The 24,253-nt window shown below is 67.9% G+C and carries 18 protein-coding genes; 8 read left to right on the forward strand and 10 right to left on the reverse strand.

Annotation, left to right across the window (positions count from 1 at the left end; genetic code table 11):
- Positions 1–5: 5 nt before the first annotated feature.
- A complete protein-coding gene (locus tag ABD990_RS00535) occupies positions 6–1,052 on the reverse strand; it encodes an LCP family protein (protein WP_345377607.1) in 1,047 nt (348 codons plus the stop codon).
- A 132-nt stretch (positions 1,053–1,184) separates the two neighbouring features.
- Here ABD990_RS00535 and ABD990_RS00540 point away from each other — a divergent pair, with 132 nt between their 5' ends.
- Together ABD990_RS00540 and ABD990_RS00545 are read left to right on the forward strand one after the other, a co-directional pair.
- Entirely contained in the window at positions 1,185–1,790 is a 606-nt protein-coding gene (locus tag ABD990_RS00540; RefSeq protein ID WP_345377608.1) for a hypothetical protein, read from the forward strand.
- Positions 1,791–1,886: 96 nt separating this feature from the next.
- Positions 1,887–2,375 (forward strand): hypothetical protein, encoded by a 489-nt coding sequence (locus ABD990_RS00545; RefSeq protein WP_345377609.1) that lies wholly within the window; start codon positions 1,887–1,889, stop codon positions 2,373–2,375.
- An 829-nt stretch (positions 2,376–3,204) separates the two neighbouring features.
- On the opposite strand, the gene ABD990_RS00555 is transcribed toward ABD990_RS00545, so the two are convergent.
- Positions 3,205–3,384, reverse strand: coding sequence for a hypothetical protein (locus ABD990_RS00555; RefSeq protein WP_345378013.1), 180 nt, complete (start codon positions 3,382–3,384; stop codon positions 3,205–3,207).
- A gap of 474 nt (positions 3,385–3,858) precedes the next feature.
- On the opposite strand from ABD990_RS00555, the gene ABD990_RS00560 reads away from it, so the two are divergent.
- Positions 3,859–4,959, forward strand: a complete 1,101-nt coding sequence (locus ABD990_RS00560) for a class I SAM-dependent methyltransferase (protein ID WP_345377610.1) — start codon at positions 3,859–3,861, stop codon at positions 4,957–4,959.
- Positions 4,960–4,968: 9 nt separating this feature from the next.
- Here the strand turns inward: ABD990_RS00560 and ABD990_RS00565 are convergent, their stop codons facing one another.
- Positions 4,969–6,264, reverse strand: a complete 1,296-nt coding sequence (locus ABD990_RS00565) for a glutamate-1-semialdehyde 2,1-aminomutase (RefSeq protein ID WP_345377611.1) — start codon at positions 6,262–6,264, stop codon at positions 4,969–4,971.
- Positions 6,265–6,757: 493 nt separating this feature from the next.
- Here ABD990_RS00565 and ABD990_RS00570 point away from each other — a divergent pair, with 493 nt between their 5' ends.
- Positions 6,758–7,438 (forward strand): phosphatase PAP2 family protein, encoded by a 681-nt coding sequence (locus ABD990_RS00570; RefSeq protein ID WP_345377612.1) that lies wholly within the window; start codon positions 6,758–6,760, stop codon positions 7,436–7,438.
- Positions 7,439–7,623: 185 nt separating this feature from the next.
- Complete coding sequence (locus ABD990_RS00575; RefSeq protein ID WP_345377613.1) at positions 7,624–8,952, forward strand: nucleotide sugar dehydrogenase; 1,329 nt, start codon at positions 7,624–7,626, stop codon at positions 8,950–8,952.
- 36 nt (positions 8,953–8,988) lie between these two features.
- On the opposite strand, the gene ABD990_RS00580 is transcribed toward ABD990_RS00575, so the two are convergent.
- Positions 8,989–10,293, reverse strand: a complete 1,305-nt coding sequence (locus ABD990_RS00580) for a right-handed parallel beta-helix repeat-containing protein (protein WP_345377614.1) — start codon at positions 10,291–10,293, stop codon at positions 8,989–8,991.
- Positions 10,294–10,497: 204 nt separating this feature from the next.
- The gene (locus tag ABD990_RS00585; protein WP_345377615.1) at positions 10,498–11,892 is read right to left on the reverse strand and encodes a N,N-dimethylformamidase beta subunit family domain-containing protein; all 1,395 of its coding nucleotides are present in this window, start codon (positions 11,890–11,892) and stop codon (positions 10,498–10,500) included.
- Positions 11,893–12,433: 541 nt separating this feature from the next.
- On the opposite strand from ABD990_RS00585, the gene ABD990_RS00590 reads away from it, so the two are divergent.
- The 3 genes from ABD990_RS00590 to ABD990_RS00600 are packed head-to-tail and all read left to right on the forward strand — an operon-like array spanning position 12,434 to position 15,941.
- Complete coding sequence (locus ABD990_RS00590) at positions 12,434–13,723, forward strand: MATE family efflux transporter (RefSeq protein WP_425569334.1); 1,290 nt, start codon at positions 12,434–12,436, stop codon at positions 13,721–13,723.
- Between the two features lie 14 nt (positions 13,724–13,737).
- On the forward strand, positions 13,738–14,685 hold the full coding sequence (locus ABD990_RS00595; protein ID WP_345377617.1) for a glycosyltransferase family 2 protein: 948 nt from the start codon (positions 13,738–13,740) through the stop codon (positions 14,683–14,685).
- Positions 14,682–15,941, forward strand: a complete 1,260-nt coding sequence (locus ABD990_RS00600) for a polysaccharide pyruvyl transferase family protein (RefSeq protein WP_345377618.1) — start codon at positions 14,682–14,684, stop codon at positions 15,939–15,941. The genes ABD990_RS00595 and ABD990_RS00600 overlap by 4 nt, the downstream gene beginning before the upstream one ends.
- On the opposite strand, the gene ABD990_RS00605 is transcribed toward ABD990_RS00600, so the two are convergent.
- Genes ABD990_RS00605 through ABD990_RS00625 form a run of 5 tightly spaced genes read right to left on the reverse strand, consistent with a single transcriptional unit; the run spans position 15,907 to position 24,248 of the window.
- Positions 15,907–17,124 carry a glycosyltransferase family 4 protein gene (locus ABD990_RS00605; RefSeq protein WP_345377619.1) on the reverse strand — a complete coding sequence of 406 codons (1,218 nt, stop codon included), beginning with the start codon at positions 17,122–17,124 and terminating at the stop codon, positions 15,907–15,909. The two genes, ABD990_RS00600 and ABD990_RS00605, sit on opposite strands and share 35 nt — an antisense overlap.
- The gene (locus ABD990_RS00610) at positions 17,121–18,371 is read right to left on the reverse strand and encodes an O-antigen ligase family protein (RefSeq protein WP_345377620.1); all 1,251 of its coding nucleotides are present in this window, start codon (positions 18,369–18,371) and stop codon (positions 17,121–17,123) included. Before ABD990_RS00610 ends, ABD990_RS00605 begins: the two co-directional genes overlap by 4 nt.
- 55 nt (positions 18,372–18,426) lie before the next feature.
- Complete coding sequence (locus ABD990_RS00615) at positions 18,427–19,995, reverse strand: right-handed parallel beta-helix repeat-containing protein (protein ID WP_345377621.1); 1,569 nt, start codon at positions 19,993–19,995, stop codon at positions 18,427–18,429.
- Between the two features lie 9 nt (positions 19,996–20,004).
- Positions 20,005–22,002, reverse strand: a complete 1,998-nt coding sequence (locus ABD990_RS00620) for a heparinase II/III family protein (protein WP_345377622.1) — start codon at positions 22,000–22,002, stop codon at positions 20,005–20,007.
- Complete coding sequence (locus ABD990_RS00625; RefSeq protein WP_345377623.1) at positions 21,999–24,248, reverse strand: bi-domain-containing oxidoreductase; 2,250 nt, start codon at positions 24,246–24,248, stop codon at positions 21,999–22,001. Before ABD990_RS00625 ends, ABD990_RS00620 begins: the two co-directional genes overlap by 4 nt.
- Between the last annotated feature and the right edge of the window lie 5 nt (positions 24,249–24,253).

Raw genomic sequence — 24,253 nt, forward strand, 5'->3', positions numbered from 1 at the left:
ACCGCTCAGTTCGGCGTGCCCGACAGCGCCTCGGCCGGGTGCGCCGCGACGTACTGCGCCATCGTCCCGTCGCGAAAGGCGGTCCAGAGCTGCGGTCCGGCCCGCTCGTCGAGGTAGACGACGGACTGGGCGCCCTCGCGCCCGAGCCCCGCGACCGGGGCGCTGGTGAAGGTGACCCCTGCCGGTCGCAGCCCCTTCATCTCGAGCGCGAGGTCGCGCAGACCGCCGTTGGTCAGGGTGTCGTCGACGCTGACGGTCCGGCTGGTCGCGTCGACCAGGTCGTAGAGGCCGACCGGGTCGGACAGGTCGTCGCCGGCCTTGGTCAGCAGCGCCTTGAGCGCGTTCTGCTGGCGCTTGGCCCGGTCGAGGTCACCGCCGGGCAGGTCGTAGCGCTGCCGCACGTACGCCAGGGCCTGCGCCCCGTCGAGGTGGTTGAGGCCCTCGTGGAAGTCGACGCCGGCGTTGCTCGTCGCCGCGGCGACCCGGATTTCGATGCCGCCGACCGAGTCGACCATCTCCTGGAAGCCCGCGAAGTCGATGACGCCGAAGTGGTCGACGCGCACGCCGGTCAGGTTCTCGACGGTCTGGATCAGCAGCGGGGCACCACCGAAGGCGTAAGCCGCGTTGATCTTGTTCTTCCCGCGGCCGGGGACCTCGACCCAGCTGTCGCGCGGAATCGAGGTGACGGCGGCAGTGCTGCCGTCCGCCGCCACGCGCGCCAGCATGATCACGTCACTGCGCTGCGACCCGGCGTCCACCCCGGCCGGGGCGTCCGTGCCGGTGGTCGGGTCGGACGACCGGGTGTCCGTGCCGATGAGGAGAAATGTCGTGCCCCCGGTGGCCGCCGGACGCGCGTCGGCGGGGATACCGGCGAACGCGTCGGGCACGCGGCTGACGTTGTTGCCCAGGCTCTCGGTCAGCACGTACGCCGCCGCCGCAACCGCCAGGATCAACGCGAGGACCGTGACGAGCAGGCCGATCAGGATCCGGCGGCCCTTCCGGTTCGGTCTCCCGACGGCGTCGAGCACCACCGTGGGCTGATCCTCGTGCATACCTCTCCCGTCTCACGACCTCGATCGTCTTATCCGGGAAAGTCGCGCAGCGTTACCGCCCTACCCAATCCTGGTGATCCGCCGCGGGGCGCCCACCGCTCGGTTGGAGCGGGACGACGACGGGAGGCCGGGGTGCGAGTGATCGAGAACTCGATCGACATCGCCCGCCCACCAGAGGCGGTGTTCGCGCACGTCTCGGACATGCGGACCGAGGCGGACCGGAAGCCGGCCGCCACCACGATCACGCTCGTCTCGCCCGGGCCCGTCGCCCTCGGCAGCCGCTTCGACATGGATGCTCGCGGACAAGGCCCACTACCATCCCTCAACCCGACAGGCGCTGCGGCGACGCGGGATCGGTTCACCAACTCCGAGCGCGACGACCAGATCGCCCGCCGCCACGCCAAGGGCTCGCGCGACGGACGGCCACCATCATCTGACACGGGTGTCTACGCCGGTCGTATTGTCGTCGAGCGCTGCTTCAACCGGCTCAAACAGTTCCGGGACCTGGCCAGCCGCTATGCCGAGCGAGCCGCCTATTTCCGCGCCGAGATCATCCTCGCCGCAGCCATCCTTCTGACTCCGGCACGACTTGCAGGATACCCCGTCGAACGGCTCGCCCGACCGGGCCGGGCTGGTTTGACCCGAGCCTCCCAGTTGGATCGCTGTCCGATACTGCATGCGGCGTTCTCAATCCGTCCGAACGGCCCAACTCTTGGCCAAGTCATTACCGCGACGTAACGCACTCATCCGTCGATTCCGAATCTCAGCGGCGAACCGACTGAGACCGAGCGGTCGGGAGCGGCTCTTCGTACGCCCTTCCAGGAGAGGCACGCCGTGAGGAAAAATCGATTCACGCATCTCGCCATCGCGACCCTGCTGGCAACTGCAGCAGCAGTCGGTGTCGCTCAGCCTGCGAGCGCCCAGGGGTCAACCTTCACCACAGACCCGGGTCAGGCTTGTTCGTTCGGGCTAAGGGTGACGTTAACCGGGGGGAATCTCGAGCCGATGGAGGTCGGCGGAGGACAGATCGTTGAGGCGGGGAGTACCGGAACGCTCGAAATTACGCGCCTCGACACCGGCGAGACGATCACGTTCCCATCGCGTGGCGTAGGCCGACGCGAGGTCACGACCACCGATGGAATCACAACAGTGTCGACTGGCGGGCAACTGCTTCTGATTCTTTTCCCCACAGATGTTCCGGCGGGGCCGTCTACGACGCTGTACACCGGGCGAGTCGTCTACACAGTCGACCAGAACGGCGTCTTCACCGTGGTGTCGACCGCGGGCCGGCAGGTCGACGTCTGCGCGGAGCTCGCGAGCTGACCGTCAACCTGGCCCGCCCTCACAGGCGGGCCAGGTTCGCGAACGGCGGGCACCCGATACCAGGTTCTCCGAGTAACCTCCTCACGATGAGCATCGAGTAGAAGCCTGTGACGATCACGCAGTCGATGATTCAGGTGAGTGCGCAGGGCTGAAGAAGTAGCTGGCCTGCAATCCTCAGGGACGCCACTTCTGATCCTCAGCCCGTAGCCTTTGAGCAAGCCCCTAGGAGATTCCTGCTCCGCCCTGGCGCAGTAATCGTAGCGCTCGTGGTCTTGGAACGACAGCAGGACGCTGGCCGGATGCATGGTCCGGCAAGGATCTGCCGACGTTTCGATGGCTATATCGAAGAACCATAGCGACCTACCCATCTGCAATTTTCAGGTCTGCTGCACGTGGAGTCCACTTCCCTATTAAGGTCGGACAAGAGCGACCCGAGTCAATGGAGTACAACCTCATCTGGCTCTTCCCGCAGATTGCACCCGGAACGGTTATCAAGGGTTCGATTGACCTTGAACGTCGGCAGCACACAGCGATAATCTACTTACTGTTGCCGCAGCGCCTGCCGGGTTGAGGGATGGGAGTAGGCCTTGTCCGTGACCACGCGACGACCAGATCGCCAGCGCCAGGCCAAGGGCTCGCACGGTGGACGGCCACCACCATTCGACACGGGCGTCTACGCCGGTCGCATTGTCGTCGAGCGCTGCTTCAACCGGCACAAACAGTTCCGGAACCTGGCCACCCGCTATGTCAACGAGCCGCCTACTTCCGCGCCGAGATCACCCTCGCCGCACCCATCCTCTGGCTCCGGCAGGACTGAGAGGGCACACCCTCAGGCGTGGGTCTCGATCACCCACGCCAACACCTGTGTCCCGGCGAGGACGACGAAGGACGTCAGGCACGGCGCGCTCGCCCCGCCGCAGCCGGACGCGACCAGCAGGATCAGCGGCGGCGCGGCGATCGCGTAGAGGTTCCAGTCGTCGAACACCCCCAGCTGCGCCCGCCAGACCACGACCCATCAACAGCGGCGCCCCCGCCGACGCAAACTCCGAGGAAGCACCGCGGACCGACGAGACGGCGTGCCGACAGCACGACGACCGCGGGCGCCAGGAGCAGCACCAACTGGAGTGCAGCCACCAGCCCGTGACCCCGGCAGGGAAGAGGAACCGCGACCAGTCCCCGCCGTCCGCCGAGATCTGACTGCCCGACACGAACTCCCCGATCGGCAGCCCGTGCCGGTCGAACCACCACAGCCCGGCCCGAGCACCGCAGGCACCGCGGCGAGGGCCAGCCCGGCGCCGAGCCGACGCCCCCGCCGGGCGTGATCGCGACCAGGACGAGCAGCGACGGCCGCAGACCGGAGGTGGACTGCACTAACGCGCCCCCGTCGCGCCCCGACTACATCCGTACCTCGTGCGCCGACCCGCCTGGTACTCGGCCACGCGCCGATGAACACGCCCGTCCCCGACCGCAAGGACGCTCCGACATGATCCGCTGCCGATTCTGCGGCTCCGACCAGGGTGCACTCGTCCTCGACGCCGGTCTCCAGCCGGCGAGCGACCTCTTCCCGCCCGCATCCGACCCGGGCCCGGACGAGCTCCACCCCCTGCGGATGTGGATGTGCGCCGGGTGCAGCCTCGCACAACTGGTCGAGGACCCGACCGTGCCGGAGGAACCCCGTGGTCAGGAGCCCGAGGCGCTGCTGCGGCAGGCCGCGGACGCCGTCGACTCCCTCGCTGCGGCCGGTCTCCTCACGTCCGGCTCGCGCGTCCTCGAGTACACCAGCCCGCACGGCGGGGACTGGCTGCACCTGCTGACGGCTCGCGGACTGGTTCCGGCCGGTCCCGGCGAGAAGGCCGATCTCGTCGTCGACAACATCGGTCTGATGCACGAGCCGGACCAGGCGACCGCACTCCGTGAGCGGGTCGACAGGCTGGCCCCTGGCGGAACGCTCGTGCTCCAGTACCACTCGTTCGCCACCATTCTCGAGCACGGGCAGTGGAACGCGCTGCGGCACGGCCACTACGCCTACTACTCGACCCCTGCGCTCGTCGGCATGCTGAGCTCGCTCGGGCTCTCGGCCGTCACCGCGTTCCGGTTCCCGCTGTACGGCGGCACCGTGCTCCTGGTGGCGACGCTCGGTGGCTCGCCCGACGCGCGGCTCGACCGGTTGCTGGCCGAGGAGATCGAGGCCGGCGCGGTCGACCCGAGAGCCGCGAGCCTGCTGCAGCGTGACTGCTCGGCGACCTCCGAGGCCCTCGCGACGTTCCTCGCCGCGGAACGGACAGCCGGACGACGGGTGGCCGGCTACAGCGCCGCCTCCCGTGCCGTGGCCCTGCTGTGCCGGGCCGTGGTGGGGCCCGACCTCCTCGAGCTGATCGGCGATGCCTCCCCGGCCAAGGCCGGGCGACGCATGCCGGGCAGCGCCGTCCCGATCGTCGCCCCGGCGGAGCTGGTCGACGCGAAGCCCGACTCGGTGATCCTCTTCGTCCCCGACCTGCTCGACGAGGTGCGCCGGGCGATGCCGGAGATCGAGGCGAACGGCGGGACCTGGGTGGTGGCGGAGGACCTCGCCCGGGCCCGCTGAGGGTTCGTGTCAGGCGAACCGACGGAAGACGGGCTTGACCGGCCGTCCGCCCGTGTACCGCAGCGGGTCTCCGGTCTCGAGGGCCAGGCGGTACACCTCGCACGCGCCGGCGACGACCTCGATCGTCCGGTCGATGTCCGCCTCGCTGAGCGCAGCGCTCACGACGAAGGACGGTCCGAGCACGCCGCCGCGGACGAGCTCCCGCAGGAAGAGCGTCCGGTACTCCTGGGAGGGGCGGCCTCCCTCGTCGAGGGTCGCGAAGACGAGGTTGCTGGAGCGACCGCGCACGACGACATGGTCACCGACACCGGCCTGGTGGGCGACCTCCGCGACGCCTGCGCGCAAGCGGTCCCCGAGCCAGTGCAGCCGCCCGATCACGTCCTCCTCCGCGAACACGTCCATCACAGCCATGGCGGCCGCGAGCGAGTGCGTCTCGGCCCCGTGCGTCGTGGACAGGAGGAACACCCGCTCGTGCTCGTGGCGGAGACCGCCCCGTTCCATGATCTCGCGCCGCCCGGCGAGCGCGGACACCGCGAATCCGTTGCCCATCGCCTTACCGAAGGTGGACAGGTCCGGCACCACGCCGTAGAGACCCTGCGCCCCGGCCGCCGCCCACCGGAACCCGGTGATCATCTCGTCGAAGACGAGCAGACAGCCGTGCCGGTCCGCCAAAGCCCGCACCCCGTGCAGGTACCAGGGAGGCGGGTCGAGGGCAGTCGCGGCCTCCATGATCAGACAGGCGACGCGGCCGTCGTTCTCCGTGAGCAGCGTGTCGAGCGCGTCGAGGTCGCCGTAGGGGAACGCGAGAGTGTCCTGCGGAGGGACGCCGCTGCGCATCGGGGTCGTGGCGATGAACCAGTCGTCGGTCGAGAAGAACGGCTGGTCCCGGCAGACGGCCACTAGGGAACGGCCCGTGTACGCCCGCGCGAGCCGCACGGCTGCGGTCGTGGCGTCCGACCCGTTCTTGGCGAACTTCACCATCTCCGCCGTCGGCACCGTCTCCAGGAAGCGCTCGGCCGCCTCGGCCTCGACCAGGCTCGGCCGCGCGAAGTTGGCCCCCCGGCCCACCTGGATCTGCACCGCATCGACGACGCGCGGGTGGGCGTGGCCCAGCACCACGGACCGCAGCCCGGACCCGTACTCGATGTAGCGGTTGCCGTCGACGTCCCAGACGTGAGCACCCCTGCCGTGGGAGATGACGGGCGCCATCCCCGCGGGATACTGGTCGTCGCCCTTTGCATAGGTGTGCGCGCCGCCCGGGATCGCCCGGTGAAGGCGTTCGTTGACCTCACGCGAGCGTCGCATCGACCTGTAGCCGCCGTCCGGACCGGAGGATTGCTTCCCCGGCGTCGACGCACGGCCGACGGGCGAATGCACGGGCGGCGAAGGGGTGTGAGCCGCCACTGTCGATCGGACGCTTCGACTGTCGGACACGGTCCCCCCGGAAAGTGTACGAGCCAGTGATCGCCGGGTCGGTCGATCGCGCATCAGCACCGGCCACTCCGGCTGAACGGTGGCGGTGCGGCTGCCCGACAGTCCGGCGAGTCACAAGGCGGTTCGTCGCCGGTGCCCGTGCTGTTACACGTCCGAGCCGCGCGCTCAGCGGGTACAGCCACCAGCCGCGACGTAACACGGACCGGCCCGGGACCGAGCCCTGCACAACCGGCCCTCGTGCGGACCGCCGCAGGAGGCCAGGACGGCGAGATCCGCGACCCTCCCAGGAGATGGCATGTCGCGAGGGACGACGCCTGCATGCGCGGCACTTCCCGGGGAACACGGCTTGGCTCTCGTGGTAGCCGTGCTGTCCCTGCTCACCGCGACCACCATGGCACTGTTGCTCGCAAGAGGAAGCACACCGACGGAGGCCGACGCCTCCGTGCGTGCCGCAGTGGCGGATGTCTGGTCGGACCCCTACCCGAGCGCGCTCGTCGTGGACTGGTTCGGTAGTCCCGAGGCCCTGCTCGCCCAGACCGCGATTCTGGTGGCGGTCTGTCTCATGATGGGCCGCGTGGGCATCGCGCTCGTCGCGACCCTGGCGCCCTGGGGTGTCGCCGCCGTGACGACGGCCGTCAAACCGCTGATCGACCGAACCATCCACGCACCCCAGAACCTCGCCTTCCCGAGCGGCCATACCGCCGTCACCACTGCTGTAGCGCTCGTCATCGGCCTGCTGGTCGCCGATCTTCTCGGTGCCTGGTGCCGAGGGCGCCGAGCCCTTGTCGCGCTCGTGTTCGGGTGCGTCGGCGGCAGTGCCATGGCCACTGCCCAGATCGCCCTGAACGCGCATTATCCCTCTGACTGCCTGGGGGGATTCGTCACCGCCGTATCTGTGGTGCTCTTCGTGGTCGTGCTGGTGGACCGAGCGGCGATGAGCGTGACGGACAAGAAGCTGTCGACGTCGAGGGAAGTGCGCGGCAGGCCGGCGGCCGGGGGGCGTAGCCGGGCCTCCGACGTCGCCACCGAATCTGACGGGCCGTAACGACCGTCGGAGTGAGCACGAGCACAGCTCTGTCGCCGCGAGCGTCCCGAAGATCGGCCAAATCCTGGCGGATCGGGATGACGATCTCGCGGCGTCCATGAGAGCGACACCGCTGGATCAACACCTCGGCGGACCGGAAGTAGCGGGGTCGAGAAGCAGCCGAAGAGCGACATCGAGGAGACACGATGAGGGTCGCGTTGTTCGGGCTCGGGTACGTCGGAGCAGTTACGGCGACGTGTCTGGCGTCGAGCGGCCACCGCGTCGTCGGCGTCGACACGGACGCCGACAAGGTGGCCGAACTCAACGCCGGTCGCTCGCCGGTCGTCGAGCCGGGTCTCGACGAGCTGGTGTCGGCTGCGCGATCTCGCGCGCTGCTCGCGGCCACGACGAGCGCAGAAGAGGCCCTCCGGGAGGCCGATGTCTCGCTGGTCTGTGTGGGAACCCCCTCGGGTCCGGGCGGGAGTACCGACCTCAGCCAGGTGCGGAGGGTGAGCGAGGAGATCGGGCGAGCGATCGCGGGACAGTCCAGGCCGCACACAGTGGTCGTCCGATCGACGGTGCCGCCGGGAACGGTCGGTTCGGTGGTGACTCCCCTGCTTCAGTCGACCTCCGGCCGAGGTCCCGAGACCGGACTGCACGTCGCGATGTGCCCCGAGTTCTTGCGCGAGGGCACGAGCGTGCGCGATTTCTTCGATCCGCCGTTTCTCGTCGTGGGGGGTACGGCGGCGGCGATTTCCGTGGTCCGAGAGCTGTTTGCCTTCCTCGGATGCGGGGTGCACGAAACGAGGCTCTCCGCCGCTGAGAGCGTGAAGTATGCATGCAACGCCTTCCATGCCCTGAAGGTCTCGTTCACCAATGAGATCGCGCGGTTGTACCGGATGCTCGAGGTGGATTCGCGGGACGTGATGGAGGTCTTCGTCCAGGATCGTCAGCTCAACATCTCCCCGGCGTACCTGCGGCCGGGCTTCGCCTTCGGCGGCTCCTGCCTCCCGAAGGACGTGCGGAGCCTGCTGCATCTCGCGCGCATGAACAACGTGGGGCTCCCGGTTCTCGAGGGTGCGCTCGCCTCCAACGACATGCTGGTACGCGACGTCGCCCAGCGGGTCCTGGAACGGATCGACGAAGACGGGGGGACGAACCGGCGCGTGGCCTTGCTCGGCCTGTCGTTCAAGCACCTCACCGACGACCTCCGTGAGAGCCCGAACGTGGCTCTGGCCGAGATTCTCATCGGCAAGGGACTGGACGTCGCCATCCACGATCCCGTGGTGAACATGGCGCGGCTCTCCGGCGCCAACCTGAGGTACGTGCGGGCCCGACTCCCACACCTGCAGAGAGTCCTGCACGATGACGCCGCGTCGGCACTCGCGGGTGCTCGGGTGGCGATCGTCTCCGCCGCGGACGATGGGGTGATCGACGCACTTCGTGATGCCGACCCGCCGATGGTGTTGGACCTCCACGGCCGGCTCGGAGCCGCCGTCGAGGATCTGACCGGCTACCAGGGTGTCGGGTGGTGAGCAGCGCTCCGACAGTTCGGCACGGTACGCGATTCGTCAACCGACGTAAGAACTGCCGACGTCCTGCGCGTACGGTAAGGCTCTCCAGCCGTCCCAGCCGAACGTTCGCCCCATGTCGAACAGCGTGAAGCTCCACTGTCCGTAGTAGACGTTGTCCCGCCAGACGACGTTCTGCCCCAACGTGATCTTCCGCTGAATCACGTCACCCATGTAGGGCGACCACGCGGGCTCCGTACCAGCATTAGATATCAGCGCCATGCGCCCCGCGAACGCGTCCGTGGACTCGCCCAGGAAGCTCCGGTCGTGCCGGAAGACGTTGTCGTGGATGTCGACGTTCTCCGTCTTCCAGCGGCAGTCCGAGTAGAGCGGTTCTGAAGCGATGGCCGGCGGAACACACTCGACCGCCGCCGCGCGCCCTACGACCAGCGTGCAGTCCTCGGTCGTCGACGACGGCGAGTTGCAGAACCTGCCTGCGTCCTCCCATGCAGTGATCCCTGACCAGTTCCTCTCGAGAAGGTTCTCGTACACGTCGATCTTCCCCGTCCGAGCCGGAATCCGCGGTTCCCCCCCTGCCTCGGACAGGTAGATGGCGCCGACCGGGAAGGGATCTTCGTCACGCTGAAATTCCCGACCATATTCGATGGCGTTCTCGAGAATGACGTTCCCGCGAATGGTCGCATTGTAACTGATCTCGTACCAGATGGCCGGCCCATCGTTCCGTTCAATGAGATTCTTCTCGATGAGGAAGTCGTTGTTGTTGGTGTCCGCCCAGAGCCCTGGACCGCGATTGTCGTGGATCCAGTTGTTTCGAACATCCGCTCCGTTCACCGCCCAGAATTTCACACCACCCGAGCAGCCACACTCGGGGATCCGTCGTTCCCAGTCATCGGTGTTGTTGCCGGTCACCTCGTTACCCTCGAAGATCAGACCGGTGATGCCGTCACCCTCCTGGTAGGCGTTCATCCCGTACTGGCCGTTATCCCGAAGGCAGTTTCCGCGGGTCTCCTGGCGAGCGCCGGCCATGAGCGCCGCCCCGTTGTTGTCGTGAATCGTGTTGTGCTCGATCGACCAAGAGTCGCCGGAGTCTCGATTCACTACACCCGTATTGCGTGGAGCCGCGAAATTCCGGATCTCCAGGTAGCTGACGACGACGCCCTTCGCCCGTTGCGTGAAGGCGAAGGAGTTCTGGCGCTGCCCGTCCAGCACGGCGCCGGGAGCACCGACGTAGACATCGCCGTCGCGGGGCACGATCTGTGCGTCGGCACCGCCGCCCAACTTGTGCACCCCCGGCGCGAACCAGAAGATCGTGCCCGGCGGATTCGCCTCGGTCTTCGCGATCACGTCCCCGGTCACCTCGGGGTCGACCACCACCGCGCCCGTCGGGGCGCTCGTCGGACCAGGAGCGGTGCTCCCGCAGACGCGAGGAGGCTGGACGATCGGCCGGCGTGCGTGCTCCCTCTCGACGACGGAGCCGACGGAACCGACAGCGACGAGGACCAGCGCGACGGCGACGGCGGCAACGGAGCGGAGACGCAACCGGCCCCCTCAGCCCGGATCGCGAAGGAAGCGATCAAGCAGATTCGCCGTCGCTTGCCGAATTCCGGGACTGTCGACTCCCGGTCGGCCGAGACCGTAACTCCAGTGGTTGGTTCCTGACGCGAACACCCATGCGCCGCTCGGCGCCCGATAGATCGACGAGTTGGAGTAGTCGTTCCGCCCCTCCGTGTCGATCACAGGTGAACGGGACAGAAGGGCATACTCGTCTGCGACCGGCGCCGGGTACTCCGGCATCTGCCGATCGGTCTCGTAGCCGAGAATGCCGGGGACGGTACTACCGTCCACGAACCCTGTGCCGCTCCACACCCAGTTCGCACTGTTCTGCACAACGTAGACCGCATCACGTCCGTCGTCGCGCAGATGAGCGGTGGACTGCACCCCGACGAGCATCTGCTCAGGGCGCCGCAGGGCGTCGTCCCGCCACAGAGTGGTCACAGTCGCACCCTTGACAGGGTCCCGTACAGCGCTCTTGAAGCAGACCATGACCCGGTTCGGCACACCACGACCGGAGTCCTCGAACCGGACCTGCCAGTACGCGGTGTTCGAGCCGAAGAAGCCGAGATCGGTGCCGGCGTCGCGCGCAGCTGCGACACCGTCCATCATCTCTTTGGACCAGTATTCGTCGTGCCCCACGGAGAGGAAGGCCTTGACGTCGAGCAGTCGTGCCGGGTTCGCATGCGTGTCGATATCGGTCGAGTAGGCGACGTCGTAACCCGACTGTTCCAGCCAGCCGATGAAGTAGCGCTCCCAGCCCCATGAGCTGCCCGCGAACTGTCCCGACCCGTTGCCGTCCGCGTAAGGACGGTCGAAGGACACCTTGGCGGCGTTACGCCCATTGGTTGCGTCGACCACGGCGCCGAAGCTGTTGAATCCGTAGAGGCTCTTTCCGGTCCTCCCGTCGTTGGGATAGTTGTTGTACGCCTGGTAGGTCGTGACACTCTGCTGGAACAGCAGCGCGGCGCGACGACCGTCGTCCCGCACGACGAAGGTGATATAGCTCTGGTACTTCTCCGCGTTCGTCAGAACTACCAGGTACACACCGCTGGTCCACGTATCCGGCACGGCGAGGGTGTAGCTCGGCGACCATCTGCAATCGATCACCCCGGTCCCGGCTTCCGGAGTACACGCCTGCTGAGGTGCGCCGGGAATGAGGCCCGACTGCATCATGAGTCGAGCACCGAGGCCGCCGTACCATCCCATGCGGTAGATGTCGGCGGTGAATTCCTGGGCCGGCCGAACACTGACCTGTAGGGAGATCTGTTCACCTTTGTCCACGCTCGCTGCGGACGCGTACCCTTCGACTTGGCCTGCGTCGCTCACGGCGTAACCCGCACGTCCGATCTGCCAGGAGTCCGAGCCGGGGTTCTGGTTCTCGACGACCACCGGGTTGAGTGCGGAGTCCGCAGGTGCAGGGGAATGAGCAATGGCGCACGACGCGAGTACGCCCGCGATCAAGGACGTGACGGCTAGGCGGGCGATCATCGAGCGGACAGCGCAGGAGCTCCGACGCGATCGTAGAAACGACCGAGGCCCGGGCCGGCTACTCATCCCGTTCCGCACGCGCATCCAGGCACCACCGTCGGAAGAGGACGCCACCTCCCCCGCACTCCTCGAGGCGGCGAGGAGGCCGGGCGACGGACGCCGATGTCTCCGGACTACTCGCGATGATCTCGACGCCTGTTACCCGTGGAGACCACACCTGATCATCGCCATTCGGCGTTGGAGTGCGCGGGGGTGCCGTGCTCCGTAACGATCATCGGTACTCCGACGAGTCAGACCCTCGCACGTAGGTGGGTCCGCTCGAGCAGCAGCTTCGTGTGCTGTGGCCCGATTTTCGGCCGGAAGGAACCATGAGGACGTCCGTGGGAGCAGCACGCGAGGTGCCGCTGCGTGAAGCGGTCATCCGTGGGGACGGCGCTCGCTGATGCCGACTCCTCCTTCCGGCCGATCGCCCCTCCGGTCGAGAGCGGCAGGGGCGCTCGTGAGACGGATCAGCTGGGGTCTCGGCGACCAGGCGGTCTCGAGCCTGACGAACTTCGCCATCGGTGTCGTCGTGGCCAGGTCCCTCGGCGGTGAAGAGTTCGGCGTCTTCACGCTCGCCTGGGTGACATACACGATGGCGCTCAATCTGGCACGGGGACTCGCGAGCGATCCGCTGACCGTGCGATTCAGCGACGTCTCCCACGCCTCGTGGCAGGACGCGGTCAGGCAGGCGGGAAGCACAGCGCTCCTCACCGGAGGCGTCACGGGTGCACTGGCACTCGTCGGCGGTGTGGCCTTCGGCGGCCCGATCGGAACGGCCTTCGTCGTACTCGGGTTCCTCCTCCCGCCCCTGATGCTCCAGGACTGCTGGCGTTTCGCATTCTTCGCGGCGGGACGCGGTGGACATGCACTCGTGAACGATCTGGTGTGGGCGGCCGCTCTCGTCCCGGCGATGCTCTACGCCTCGGAACACCGGTCCGTCTCCGCCTACATCCTGGCCTGGGGCCTGTCCGGAACCGTGGCCGCTGCCGTCGGATTCGTGCAGGCCAGACTGCTGCCCAAGCCAGGGGGAACCCGTGCATGGCTCCGGCAGCATCGCGACCTCGGCGTCCGCTTCACGGCCGAGAACCTGAGCACCAATGCTTCGGGACAGCTACGCATGTACGGGGTCGGCGCGATCGCCGGCCTCGTCGAGGTCGGAACCATCCGCGGGGCGGAGTTGCTCGTCGGGCCGTTCCTCGCCCTGCTCATGGGCATGAATCTCGTCGCAGTCCCGGAAGCGGCGAGAGTGCTGCGTCGCGCGCCGCATCGGCTCTCCCGCTTCTGCCTCTACCTCGGCGGCGGACAAGCACTCGCCGCACTGGCCTGGGGAGCGGGACTGCTCCTTCTGCTACCGGACGAGGTCGGCGTGCGGCTCCTCGGATCGGTGTGGGAGCCCGCCTCGGCGCTGATCCTGCCGGCGACGCTCTCCGTCGCGAGCGCAGGCTTCGCGTCAGGTGGCGCCGCCGGTCTGCGCGCTCTCGGAGCCGCTCGACGCAGCCTGCGCGCCCAGTTGGTCACCTCCGCCGCCTACCTGATCGGTGGGCTCGGTGGTGCTGCGGTGGGTGGGGCTCTGGGCTCGAGTTGGGGAGTCGCTGCAGCCACGCTCATCGGCGCTGTGGTGCGCTGGGCGTACCTTCTCGCGGCTGTACGCGAGATCGCCCCGTCCCCGATCACGCAAGCTTCGAGATGAGAAGGGTCAGGACAATGGCTGCGATTCCCCGGCTGAGCATCGGTCTTCCCGTCTACAACGGCGAGCGGTACTTACCCGAGGCTCTGGACTCGCTGCTCGGTCAGAGCTACGGGGACTTCGAACTCATCATTTCCGACAACGCATCCACCGACGGGACGGAGCAGATCTGTCGGGAGTACGCCGCCGCGGACCGGCGCATCCGATTCATCCGCCAGCCTCGCAACATCGGGGCGTGTCCCAACCACAACTACACCTTCAGATGCGCACGCGGCGAGTTGTTCAAGTGGGCGTCTCACGACGACTTGTACGGCCGGCACCTGCTGCGCCGTTGCGTGGATGCGCTGGACGACCACCCCGAAGCGGTGCTCAGCCACGCCCGACAGGCCATCATCGACGGGGACGGCAACATCAAGCAGGTCGTGGACTACACGCTGGCGACGGACTCGCCGCGCGCCCCCGTGCGGTTCAAGAGCATGTTGTTCGAGGTCGGTGGCGACGACTTCTACGGGGTGATGCGGAGCGAGGTCCTGCGGCGTACGCCGCTCAACGGCAGCTACCACCACTCGGATCGCACCTTCGTCACCGAGATCGGGCTCATCGGCCCGTTCCACCAGGTTCCGGAGTTGCTGTATTTCCGGCGTGACCATCCCGGCCGGGCGGAGCGGGCGACCACGACGAAGCGGGAACGTTGCATCAACATGGATCCGCGTCGGGCGGACAGGCTGCGCAACCCGACGGCCCGTCTGGTCGCCGAGTACGTCTGGGGGTACGTCGACGCGATCAGGCGTACGCCTCTGTCGTCGACCGATCGGCTCGCCTGCTACGGCCACCTGATCCACTGGCTGGGAAGCCGGACGCTCCCCGGCTCCTCCCAGAGGCTCGAGGACCGGCCACCGGCGATCGGTAGCGCCACCGTCTCGATCGACGGCATCGTTCCGGGGCGGGAGAGGAGCCCCGCGTGATTCTGCGCCTCGACCGGGCGGCGAAGCGATCCGCCGCTCCGGGCCGACGTGTCGGTCTCTTCGGCCTCATAGGTTCGGGGAACCTCGGCAACGACGCGTCTTTCGAGGCGGTGCTCGCCTTCCTCCGTACCGAGCACGCCGACGTCCAGCTCACGTGCATGTGCGCCGGCCCCCAACAGGTCTCGTCCCGTTACGGCATCCCCGCGGTCCGACTCAACTGGTACCGAGACGAGTACCGGACGGCGTCGGGCCCCGCGGCGGCGTTGTCGAAGGCTCTCGGCAAGGTCGTCGACGCGGTCCGCACGGCACGCTGGGTCCGTGGCCTCGACGTCGTCATCGTGCCGGGCATGGGGGTGCTCGAGGCCAGCCTTCCGCTGCGCCCTTGGGGTTTCCCGTACGCGCTCTTCCTGCTGACCGCTTCAGCGAAAGTGTTCGGCACCAAGGTCGCGCTCGTCAGCGTCGGCGCGGACCACATACCGGAACGGTCGACGCGTTGGCTCATCACCCGGGCGGCGAAGCTGGCGCACTACCGGTCGTACCGTGACGATCGATCGAGGACTGCCATGCAGAGAATGGGAGTCGACGTCTCGCGCGACGAGGTCTATCCGGACCTCGTGTTCGCACTCCCTGTTCCTCGCGGCCGCGGGTCGCGTCCGGGAGTCGTCGGCGTGGGCGTCATGGCCTACTTCGGTCGGAGCGAGGACCGCGCTCGTGCAGCCGACATCCACTCCTCCTACGTGGGCAAGATGAAGCGCTTCCTGCGTTGGCTCGTCGACCACGACCGTACGGTGTGCCTGTTCGTCGGCGATCAGGTCGACGAGCCGGTGGTGGCCGAGCTCGTCGCGGACCTGCACGAGTACCGGCCTGACCTCGGACGCGGCCGCGTGATCGCAGATCCGGTGGCCTCCTTGACGGACCTGCTGCAGCAGATGCACAGCGCCGAAGTGGTCGTGGCGACCCGCTATCACAACGTGCTCTCGGCCTTGAAGCTCACCAAGCCGACGATATCCATCGGCTACGCGTCGAAGAACGACGTACTGCTCACGGAAATGGGCCTCGCCGGCTTCAGCCAGCCCATCCGTTCGCTGGACGTCGACCGTCTCATCGACCAGCTCGCAGAGCTGGAGAGCCGGCGGGACCGTCTGAGTTCCACCCTCGAGGAGCGCAGCGGCGCAGCCCGACAACGTCTCACACAGCAGTTCACGTCGTTGTCGGCGATGCTCAACTCGGCCCGCTCGAGTCGGGTTGCTTCATGACCGTGCGGTAGCAGCGGACCAGCGCCGCGAGCCCGATCTCCGGCGAGAACCGCTCCTCGTAGGCCTGCCTGCTGGCCTTGCCCATCGCGTCGTTGCGACTCGGATCATGAGAGACCCGGTGCAGGGCCGTCACCAGGGCCTGCACGTTGTTGGGCTCGTGCAGGAAGCCGGTGACTCCGTCCTGCACGATGTCCGCGAACCCGCCGTGCCCGGCAGCGACGACAGGGACGCCCGCAGCCATCGCCTCGGCGACCACGAGTCCGAAGGTCTCTTCCATCGTCGACGGCGCAACCAGTGCGATCGACCTCGCCAGGAGGTCCTGGCACTCGGTCTCGCTGCGCAGTCCCAGGTAGCTCACACCCGGGCGGGCGGACGCCCAGTCCCCCACCTCCTGTCGCATCGACCCGTCGCCGACCATCACGAGGGGGATGTCCGGGCCGCCCTGGGCGCGGAAGACGTCCCAGGCTGCCATCAACAGGCGCAGGCCCTTCTCCTCCGTCATGCGCCCGAGGTAGAGCACGTACTCGCCGGAACCGGATCGACGCGTGCCAGGGTCGGGCACGAAGTGGGGCTTCACTCCCAACTTCTCGCCAGGAACGCCGGACGCCACCAGTTTGGCGCGCTGGGACTCCGACACGCACAGCAGCGTCACTGCGCCCGACAGCCACCACTTCCGCTTCGTCGCCATACTGATGACGGCCGGCACGGTGGCAAGGCGCGAGCCGCGATAGCACTTGTGACGGACAGCCCTCGTCGAGGCGACCTCCACGCATTCGGCGCAGTGGGCTCCGTCGCGAACCATCGTGCCGACAGGGCACACCAGCGAGTAGTTGTGCAGAGTTGCCACAGCCGGGACTCCGGCCTCTACGCAGGCTGCGAGCACCGACGGGCTCAGCAACGGGAACGTGTTGTGGATGTGTACGACGTCGGGGCGGCGGTCCCGGAGGAGGTGGGCCAGTTCGGCCTGCGCGCCTCCGTTCCACGGCACTTGCAACGGGACGAGCGCTTTACGGGGCAGGGGCATCGCCGCGATGTCGTCGCTGCGCCGCTCGAAGAGGTCGACGGTGTGGCCGGCCCGGGCGAGCAGCGCGATCTCTCGGTCGACCACCCGGTCCTCACCGCTCGGCATGCTCGAGCGGTAGCGGTTGTGGACGACGACCACGCGCAGCGCCGTGCCGCTCATCGGCTCTCTCCGGCGATCTCGACGGACCGCCGTACGAGCTGCGGCTGCAGCAGGGCGGCTGCCATCGTCAGGTACAGAAGGTACGGAGATGCGTCGCCCAGCCCGACCTCCGTGTACGAGGACATCACGCAGAACACCACGACGAAGAACGCCATCCCTCGGTTCGGGCCGGGTTCTCGCATGATGGCGGAGAACCCGAGATACACGAGGAATGCGCAGACAAGCACAATACCGACGAAGCCTTGGTCGAGGTAGACGGCGTACCAGCTGTTGTCGATGGCTGCTCCCTGGAAGGACTTGTCGGAGAGTCCTCCCCCCAGCAGGTTGTCGAACTGGCTCCGGTCCTCCCCGAGAAGGGCCTCCCACACGACTTTTCGTCCGGTCAGGTTGTCGAGCTGGTCTGCGTCCTGCCCCCGTTGGAACCAGTCGACGAGATCCGCCCGGAAGAGAATCGCCAGAATCGGAGCGACGACGGCCGCGGTACCCAACGCTCGCCGGGCTCGCCTGTTGGTGTTGACGAGCAGCAGGCTCGCGCTCACCAGCGCGACCAGGAGCGCGATCAGAGCGGTACGGGTGTGGCTCAACAACAAGCACGCTCCGGCCATCAGCGCGAGCAGGGTGGCACCCGGTCCGCGAAGTCGACCACTCAGCCACAGGAGCGCCACCAACCCGACAGTGACGGCGCCGAACTGACCGACCTGCGGCGCGCTGATGGGCCACAACGTCCCGACGAGCCGGCCCTGCTCGCCCCAGAGCGCCGTCGACGGCGATATCAGGAGGCCTGCCAATACCAGGAGGAGCATCGCGGCGAGGAACAGGATGGTCTGACGAACGAACAACAGCGCGTCGTCCCACCATCGGCTGACCAGCCAGAGCGTCACCACGAACAGCGCGAAGCGGAAGCTGCGGAACAGGGCGTCGCCGGCATTCTGCTCGACCTGCAAGCTCGCGGCGAGGCTCGTGACCACCAGCAGACTGAGCACCAGCAGGAAGGGGTTCGGTCTGATCCGCCCGCTCGGATTGAGCACGATCGCCAGCCCGAAGGCGGCGACGAGTGCTCCCATGGTCACGACCTGGCCGACCGCGCGGGGGAACGGAACCGCCATCTCGACGGCCTTCGAGAAGCCGAGTGTATTGACGAGCAGTAGCGTCCACACCGCACCGACGAGCCGGTGACTGGTAGCCGGCTCGAAGGGGCCCACGCCCGCGGGAAGACGATCGCCGTTCACGTGGCCCGGGAGACTCATCGGATCCTTCTTCCCGTTGCGCCGACGGCAGGTAGCACTGTCGAGACGCGTGGTGTCATGACATGGAACTCCCCGCGTCCTGCGCGAAGCCGTACGGCTCGGGCGCCGCGTAGGTGAAGAGCCCGAGTGGATCCGGCCTGGGGTCGCGCCATGTCGTCCAGCCGTACGTCAGCGACTGGTCGTACGCCACGAACAGCCATTCGCCGGCATACATGTTGTTCTGGAACACGTTGTTCTGCTTGAACGACACGGCGATCTGATACTCGTCGTGCGACGTGTTCGGAACGAGCGGGGGACCGGGGACCGGCACCCAGTCACTGAAGAGACCGTTCCGCCCGCAGGTGAGGCGCCCCACGCAGCGCGCGTTCTCCTTGTTCATCCGGAACTCGTTGTGGTGCACCAGGATGTTCTGCGTCTTCCACCGGGTCCGATCTCCATAGGAAGGCGTTGCGTCACCCCCGTCGACACCTGCGTACCGGTTGCCGCTCTCCCAGAGCGCGACACCGTCCCAGTTGTCCTCGAAGTAGTTGTAGGCGATCTCCGACGTCGCGAACCGGAAACCCGGGACGTCGACACCGCCCGCCTCGGAGATGTAGACCGCGGCCATCGGGAAGTTGCTGGTCTCTCTCGCGCCCCGTTCGAGTGCGTTACGGACGAAGGAGTTGCCGCGGATCATGAAGTTGTAGCTGATCTCGTAGAAGATTCCCTGACCCGTGTTGTCGTTGATGAAGTTGCCCTCGAAGAGCATGTCGATGTTGTTGTTGTCCGCCCACACCCCCGGCCCGTTGTTGCCGTGCACCCAGTTGTTGGTGAACGAACCGCGCTGCGCCTCCCACCACTTCATTCCGCCCGCACATCCGCATTCGCTCAATCGCCGCGTATTGTTCCTCCGGAATTCGTTACGGTCCACGACGATGTCCGACGACGGCTTCCCATCCAGCCGATACGTCCCCACTCCCAGTTGCCCGTTGCTGTCGAAGCAGCTGTACCGAATAGTGTTGTGCGACCCGGCGAACAGAGCGATGTAGCCGTTGTTCCGGAACGTGCTGTGGCTGATCGTCCAGCCGGTTCCCGCGTAGACGGCTCCCTGGTCCTCGCTCGAGGCCGTGAAGTTCTGGATCGTGAGGTGGGCGAGCGTGACATCGTCCACGCTGCGCCGGAAATACTCCTCCCAGAACGCGATGTTGAGCCGGTTCTCCCCGTCGACGATCGCGCCGGGAGCGCCGATGTAGGTGTTGCCGTCCTTGGGCACCACGGACTTCTTCAGGCGATGCACACCGGAGCGGAGCCAGAAGACCGAACGCGCCGGGTTCGCCGCCGTGAGGTGATCGAGATCGTCGTCGACCCCGACGGCGATCGAGCCGGGGGGCTGGACTCCGGGTCCGTCCAGCGTCGCAGCATCGTCGCAGATTCGGGCAGGTGGGCGCCTCGGCGGTCCGGGCACGGCGATCCGCAGCTCCTCAGGGAGCGCGTCGACCGCCGTGCCGCCGGAGATCTCGGCGGGTCCCGACGGCAGTGGAGCCGGCAGCTCGGCGCCGCCACCGGTACAGGCCGTTGCGGCCAGAAGAAGACTGAGCAGGAGCACAGCCGTGCGCGGCGCCCTTCGCCGCCGACAGCCGCTCATGCCCTTCCCTCAGTGTGCGGGCGGCAGGAAACGCAGCCGCGTCGTGAGTGCGCCCGTTCCCCGGCCGATACGGCCCCGGCCGACGAGTGCGGTCGACGGCTCCTTGTGTCCGAACCGGGCCGAGTACCAGCCGAGCGGAGGATCTGTCTCGCCCCGATGTGCCGTCCAGGTCAGTTCCGGGGGCAGCGTCAGGCGCGCACAGTACGTGCGATCGCCTCGCGTCCAGCCGAGGGTGGCCTGTGTCCCCGACAGCTCGGCGGTGACCGTGGGTCCGAGGTGGAACACCAGCCGGCAGGAGTGCAGCGCCCGGCCGAGCACCTCGTCCCGGACGAGAATCTCGTCCGCCGCGCCGTCGAGCTCCACGCTCCGTCGATGCACCACACGGTGGCCAGGCCTGCTGTAGCCGTCGTGCTCCGCACTCCATCGGAGATCGCTCCCCCCTCCCGACGGAGCGTCGATGACCCGGCTCCGGGCATGACGTGTCCACAGGAAGGGGCCGCCCGATGTCGACTGGTCCCGCTCGTCGAGCTCGAGCGTGTTGTGACCGAGAGTCGAGCGGAAGTAGGACCGCCACTCGGGTTCTCCGTGGTAGCAGTAACAACCCGGGTCCGCGAGCACGTCGACGCCGCCGTGCCGCACCTCGAGCGAGAGCGCGTCGGCGTGCGCGTGGGCGGCGATCGACAGGAACCCGTGCGGCCCGCCGTCGCACCGGCACCAGATCTCGTCCCCGGCCGTACCGGCGGCTGCTCGCAGGATGGTGAGTCCCGCGTCCGCGAAGTGGTCCGGACGGCGGTCGGGGCGACCGGCCACCGGGGCCCGGGGCCCCACGAGGGCGGCCAGGAGCGGCGTCCGGACGTCCGCATTGCCACCGGTCGGCCACCACGGCAGCCGTCCGAAGAGGACGCTGCCCGTCGCGAGCAGGGACCCCCAGCGGTGCGTCTCCTCCCCGTCGAGCACCAATGCCCGGCCGTCGTCCGAATCGCCTTGACGGGGCGGCCGCAGCTCGGCGTCGACGATCGCGGCGAGCGCATCGGTCATGCGAACGAGCACCTGCCAGGTCGAGTCGGGTACGGGTAACCCCGCTGCCTCGGCTTCGACGGCGCCGGCCAGGCCGAGCTCGAGGGTCAGCCCGTGGTAGTCGGTGGCCAGCTCCCGGTTGAGCCCCGACGCGAAGGTGTTCCGTTGCAACTGCTCGTCCAGCAGCCGGAGCGCCTCCTCGCCCCAGCGCGCGGACTCGGGGAACCACGGGAAGGCACACGCCGCGGCGAGTCGACCGGCCAGTTCGGCGATGAGGTGGTTGTTGGCGGACGAGCCGTGGCTCCGGAAGGCCGTGAGCCAGCGCTGGTGGTACCAGACCTGACGAAGGGCGACCGGATTGTCCTCGAACAGGTCGGCCGAGCCGTTCCAGGGATCGAGGAGCCTGCGGACCCAGACCCAGGACTGCAGCCGCATCCCCAGCTCGATGCCGCTGGTCCAGTGCACCCCCCGGAGCGGCGGGTTCGCGGCCCACCAGGATTTGAGATGGTCGGCCACCCTGCAGGCGTACCTGTCCTCCCCCGACAGAGCGAACGCCGCGGCGAGCACGGTCAGGTGATGGTGTCGGGACGGCTCCAGTATCTGCTTGATGTTCCCGACGGCCTGCTCGTCGCGCCAGTCGATGTCGAACGAGTACATGTCGTCCGGCGCCCGCCGTCCCGAGCGCGGGTCGAACGACCAGTCCGGGTCGATCATGTCGCAGCGGGCGACACCCAGGTACTCGGCACGCCCGTCCATCAACTGATCGGCCGTGGCGAGCAGGCGCGCCCTCGCGTCGGCGGGAACCGCCGCGAGGACCTCGGACGGGAACGCTGTGACGAACTTCCGCTCGGGCAGCCACACCGGCTCGCTGTCGTCAGCGTCCAGTTCGCTCCGCCAGCGATGAGCTCGAGCAACCGTGACGGCCCTTCCCGCTGCCTCGCGCGGGCTCATCCGGGACAGTCGCCGCAGGTACCACGCCGCACTCGTCATGCTGATGAGCCCCCGATCGGATCGAGGTCGTGCGCGTCGGCGGCGAGCCTCACCGGCGCGCGCGTGGCGATGCTGCGCTGTACCGCGAGGGTGGCCCGCGTCGTCGCGGCCAACGAGGCGATGGGGATCGGCATCGGCCCCCCGTTGCGAACGGCGTCGATGAAAGCCTCGAGCTGCGCGCGCTGGCCCTTGTCCTGGCCTCGCCGGAGCCGTGGAGTGGGACGCCTGCGTCCGTAGAGCGAGATACGACGGAAGTCGTCGATTCGGAGCACCTTGCCGTCGGCGAGGACGTCGATGGTCTCCTTCTGGAACCGCGTGGTCCCGCTCGTGGCGTACGTGATCGACGCGGAGGAACCGTCCGGGTAGCTCAGCAGGACCTGGAGATCGGCCTGCTCCGGTGTGGCGTCGGCGAAGACACTCGACGGATCGGCGCCGAGCAGCCATCCCACCGTGTCGATGAAGTGCCCGCCCTCCCCGACGAACGACGTCCCCTCCTTGTCCCGGCGCAGGTACCAGCTCTGCTGGTCCCGCCGCCCAAGATTGACCAGGTACCGAACCGAGGCCGGTCCCGCCCGTCGACCGAACTGGCTCCGTGCGTCGCGGAGCAGCGGGGCGAAACGGCGGTTGAAGCCGACCTGCAGCCGGTCGTTCCCCGACTCCTCGACGGCCGACAACACGTCGTCGAGTTCGGCATCGGTGAGTGCGAGCGGCTTCTCGACGAACACCGCCTTGCCGGCGTGCAGCGCCTTCTGGACCAGTTCGGCGTGCGAGCTGTGTCGCGTGACGACGAACACCGCATCGACCCCGGGGTCCGCGAGCACGGCGTCGACGTCCGTCGACGCCGTCGTGAACCCGAACTTGCGCTTGGCGTTGGTCGCCGAGAGCGCCGAGGTGGTCACGACAGGTCCGAGCTCGATGTCCGAACGGCTCGTCAGGTGTGGAAGAAGCATCGACGAGGCGTAGTTGCCCGCCCCGATGAAGGCAATCTGCACCGGGCGGTTCAGAACTGCTCGGGGCACTGACGGCGTGTGGAGCCGAGGGACGGCAGCCAGCCCGTTGCTCGAGGAGCCGCCGGGATTCCCGCCCGGTGGGCGCTCCGCCGGCACACCGTTCCGACGGTCTCCGTCCGGATAGCGGAACAGCACACCGACGCCCTGGAGCTCGCCCGAGCTCAGCCGCTCGTACGCGTCGAGGGCGGAGTCGAAGTCGACGACGTGCGAGATCAACGGCTCGACGTCGATGCGGTGGCGAGCGATCAGGTCGAGGACGCTCTCCACGTTGCGCCGCTCGGTCCACCGGACGTAGCCGATCGGGTAGTCCCGTCCGTCGAGCTCGTAGTCCGGGTCGTAGCGACCCGGACCGTAGGAGCGCGAGAAGCGGACCTCCAGCTCCTTCTCGTAGCAGGCGTTCCACGGCAGGTCGAGACGGCACTTGCCGATGTCCACGATCCGCCCGCGGTCGCGGCTCAGCCGCACCGCGGCCTCGACGGGGTCGTTGCTGCTCCCGCCCGCGGCGAGGTAGACCTGGTCGACACCGTGTCCGGCCGTCAGCTCGTGGATCGCGGCCTCGAGGAGCTCGCTCCCCGGTGGACCACAGACCTGAGCACCCAGCCGTTCCGCCAGCTCACAGCGCGCAGCGGCAAGGTCCATGCCGATGACCCGAACCCCGGAAGCGGACAGGAGCTGCACCGTCAGCTGACCGATGAGGCCCAGACCCACGACGAGGGCGACGTCGCCGAGCTGCGGCTCACCGCGGCGCACGCCGTGCATGGCTACGGCACCGACCGTGCCGAAGGCGGCGTGCTCCGGAGCGACACCGTCCGGGACACGGCAGTACAGGTTGGTCGGGACCCAGTTGATCTCGCCGTGGAGCGCGTGCTCGTTTCCGGCGCATGCGACCACGTCACCCACCGCCACGTCGATGACGCCCTCGCCCACCTCCTCGACGACGCCGCACAGCGAGTAGCCGAGCGGGGTGTAGGAGTCGAGGCGGTTGAGCACCTTCCGGTAGGTCGCCACGGGTCCGATCGCCGCAGCGCTCTGCACGACCTTCGCGACCTGATCGGGCCGGGCACGCGCCTTCGCCAGCATGGACATGCCGGCTTCCCCGACCTTCATCAGCTCGGTACCGGGAGAGATCAACGAATAGGTGGTGCGGACGAGGACGCCACCCGGCTTGCACGCGGGAACGGGTACCTCGAGGAGGCTCATCTCGCCCGTCTTGTAGTTCTGCACGACCTGTCTCACGTCGT

Origin of the sequence: Pseudonocardia yuanmonensis, assembly GCF_039542425.1 — a bacterium.
GTDB classification, from domain to species: Bacteria; Actinomycetota; Actinomycetes; order Mycobacteriales; family Pseudonocardiaceae; genus Pseudonocardia; species Pseudonocardia yuanmonensis.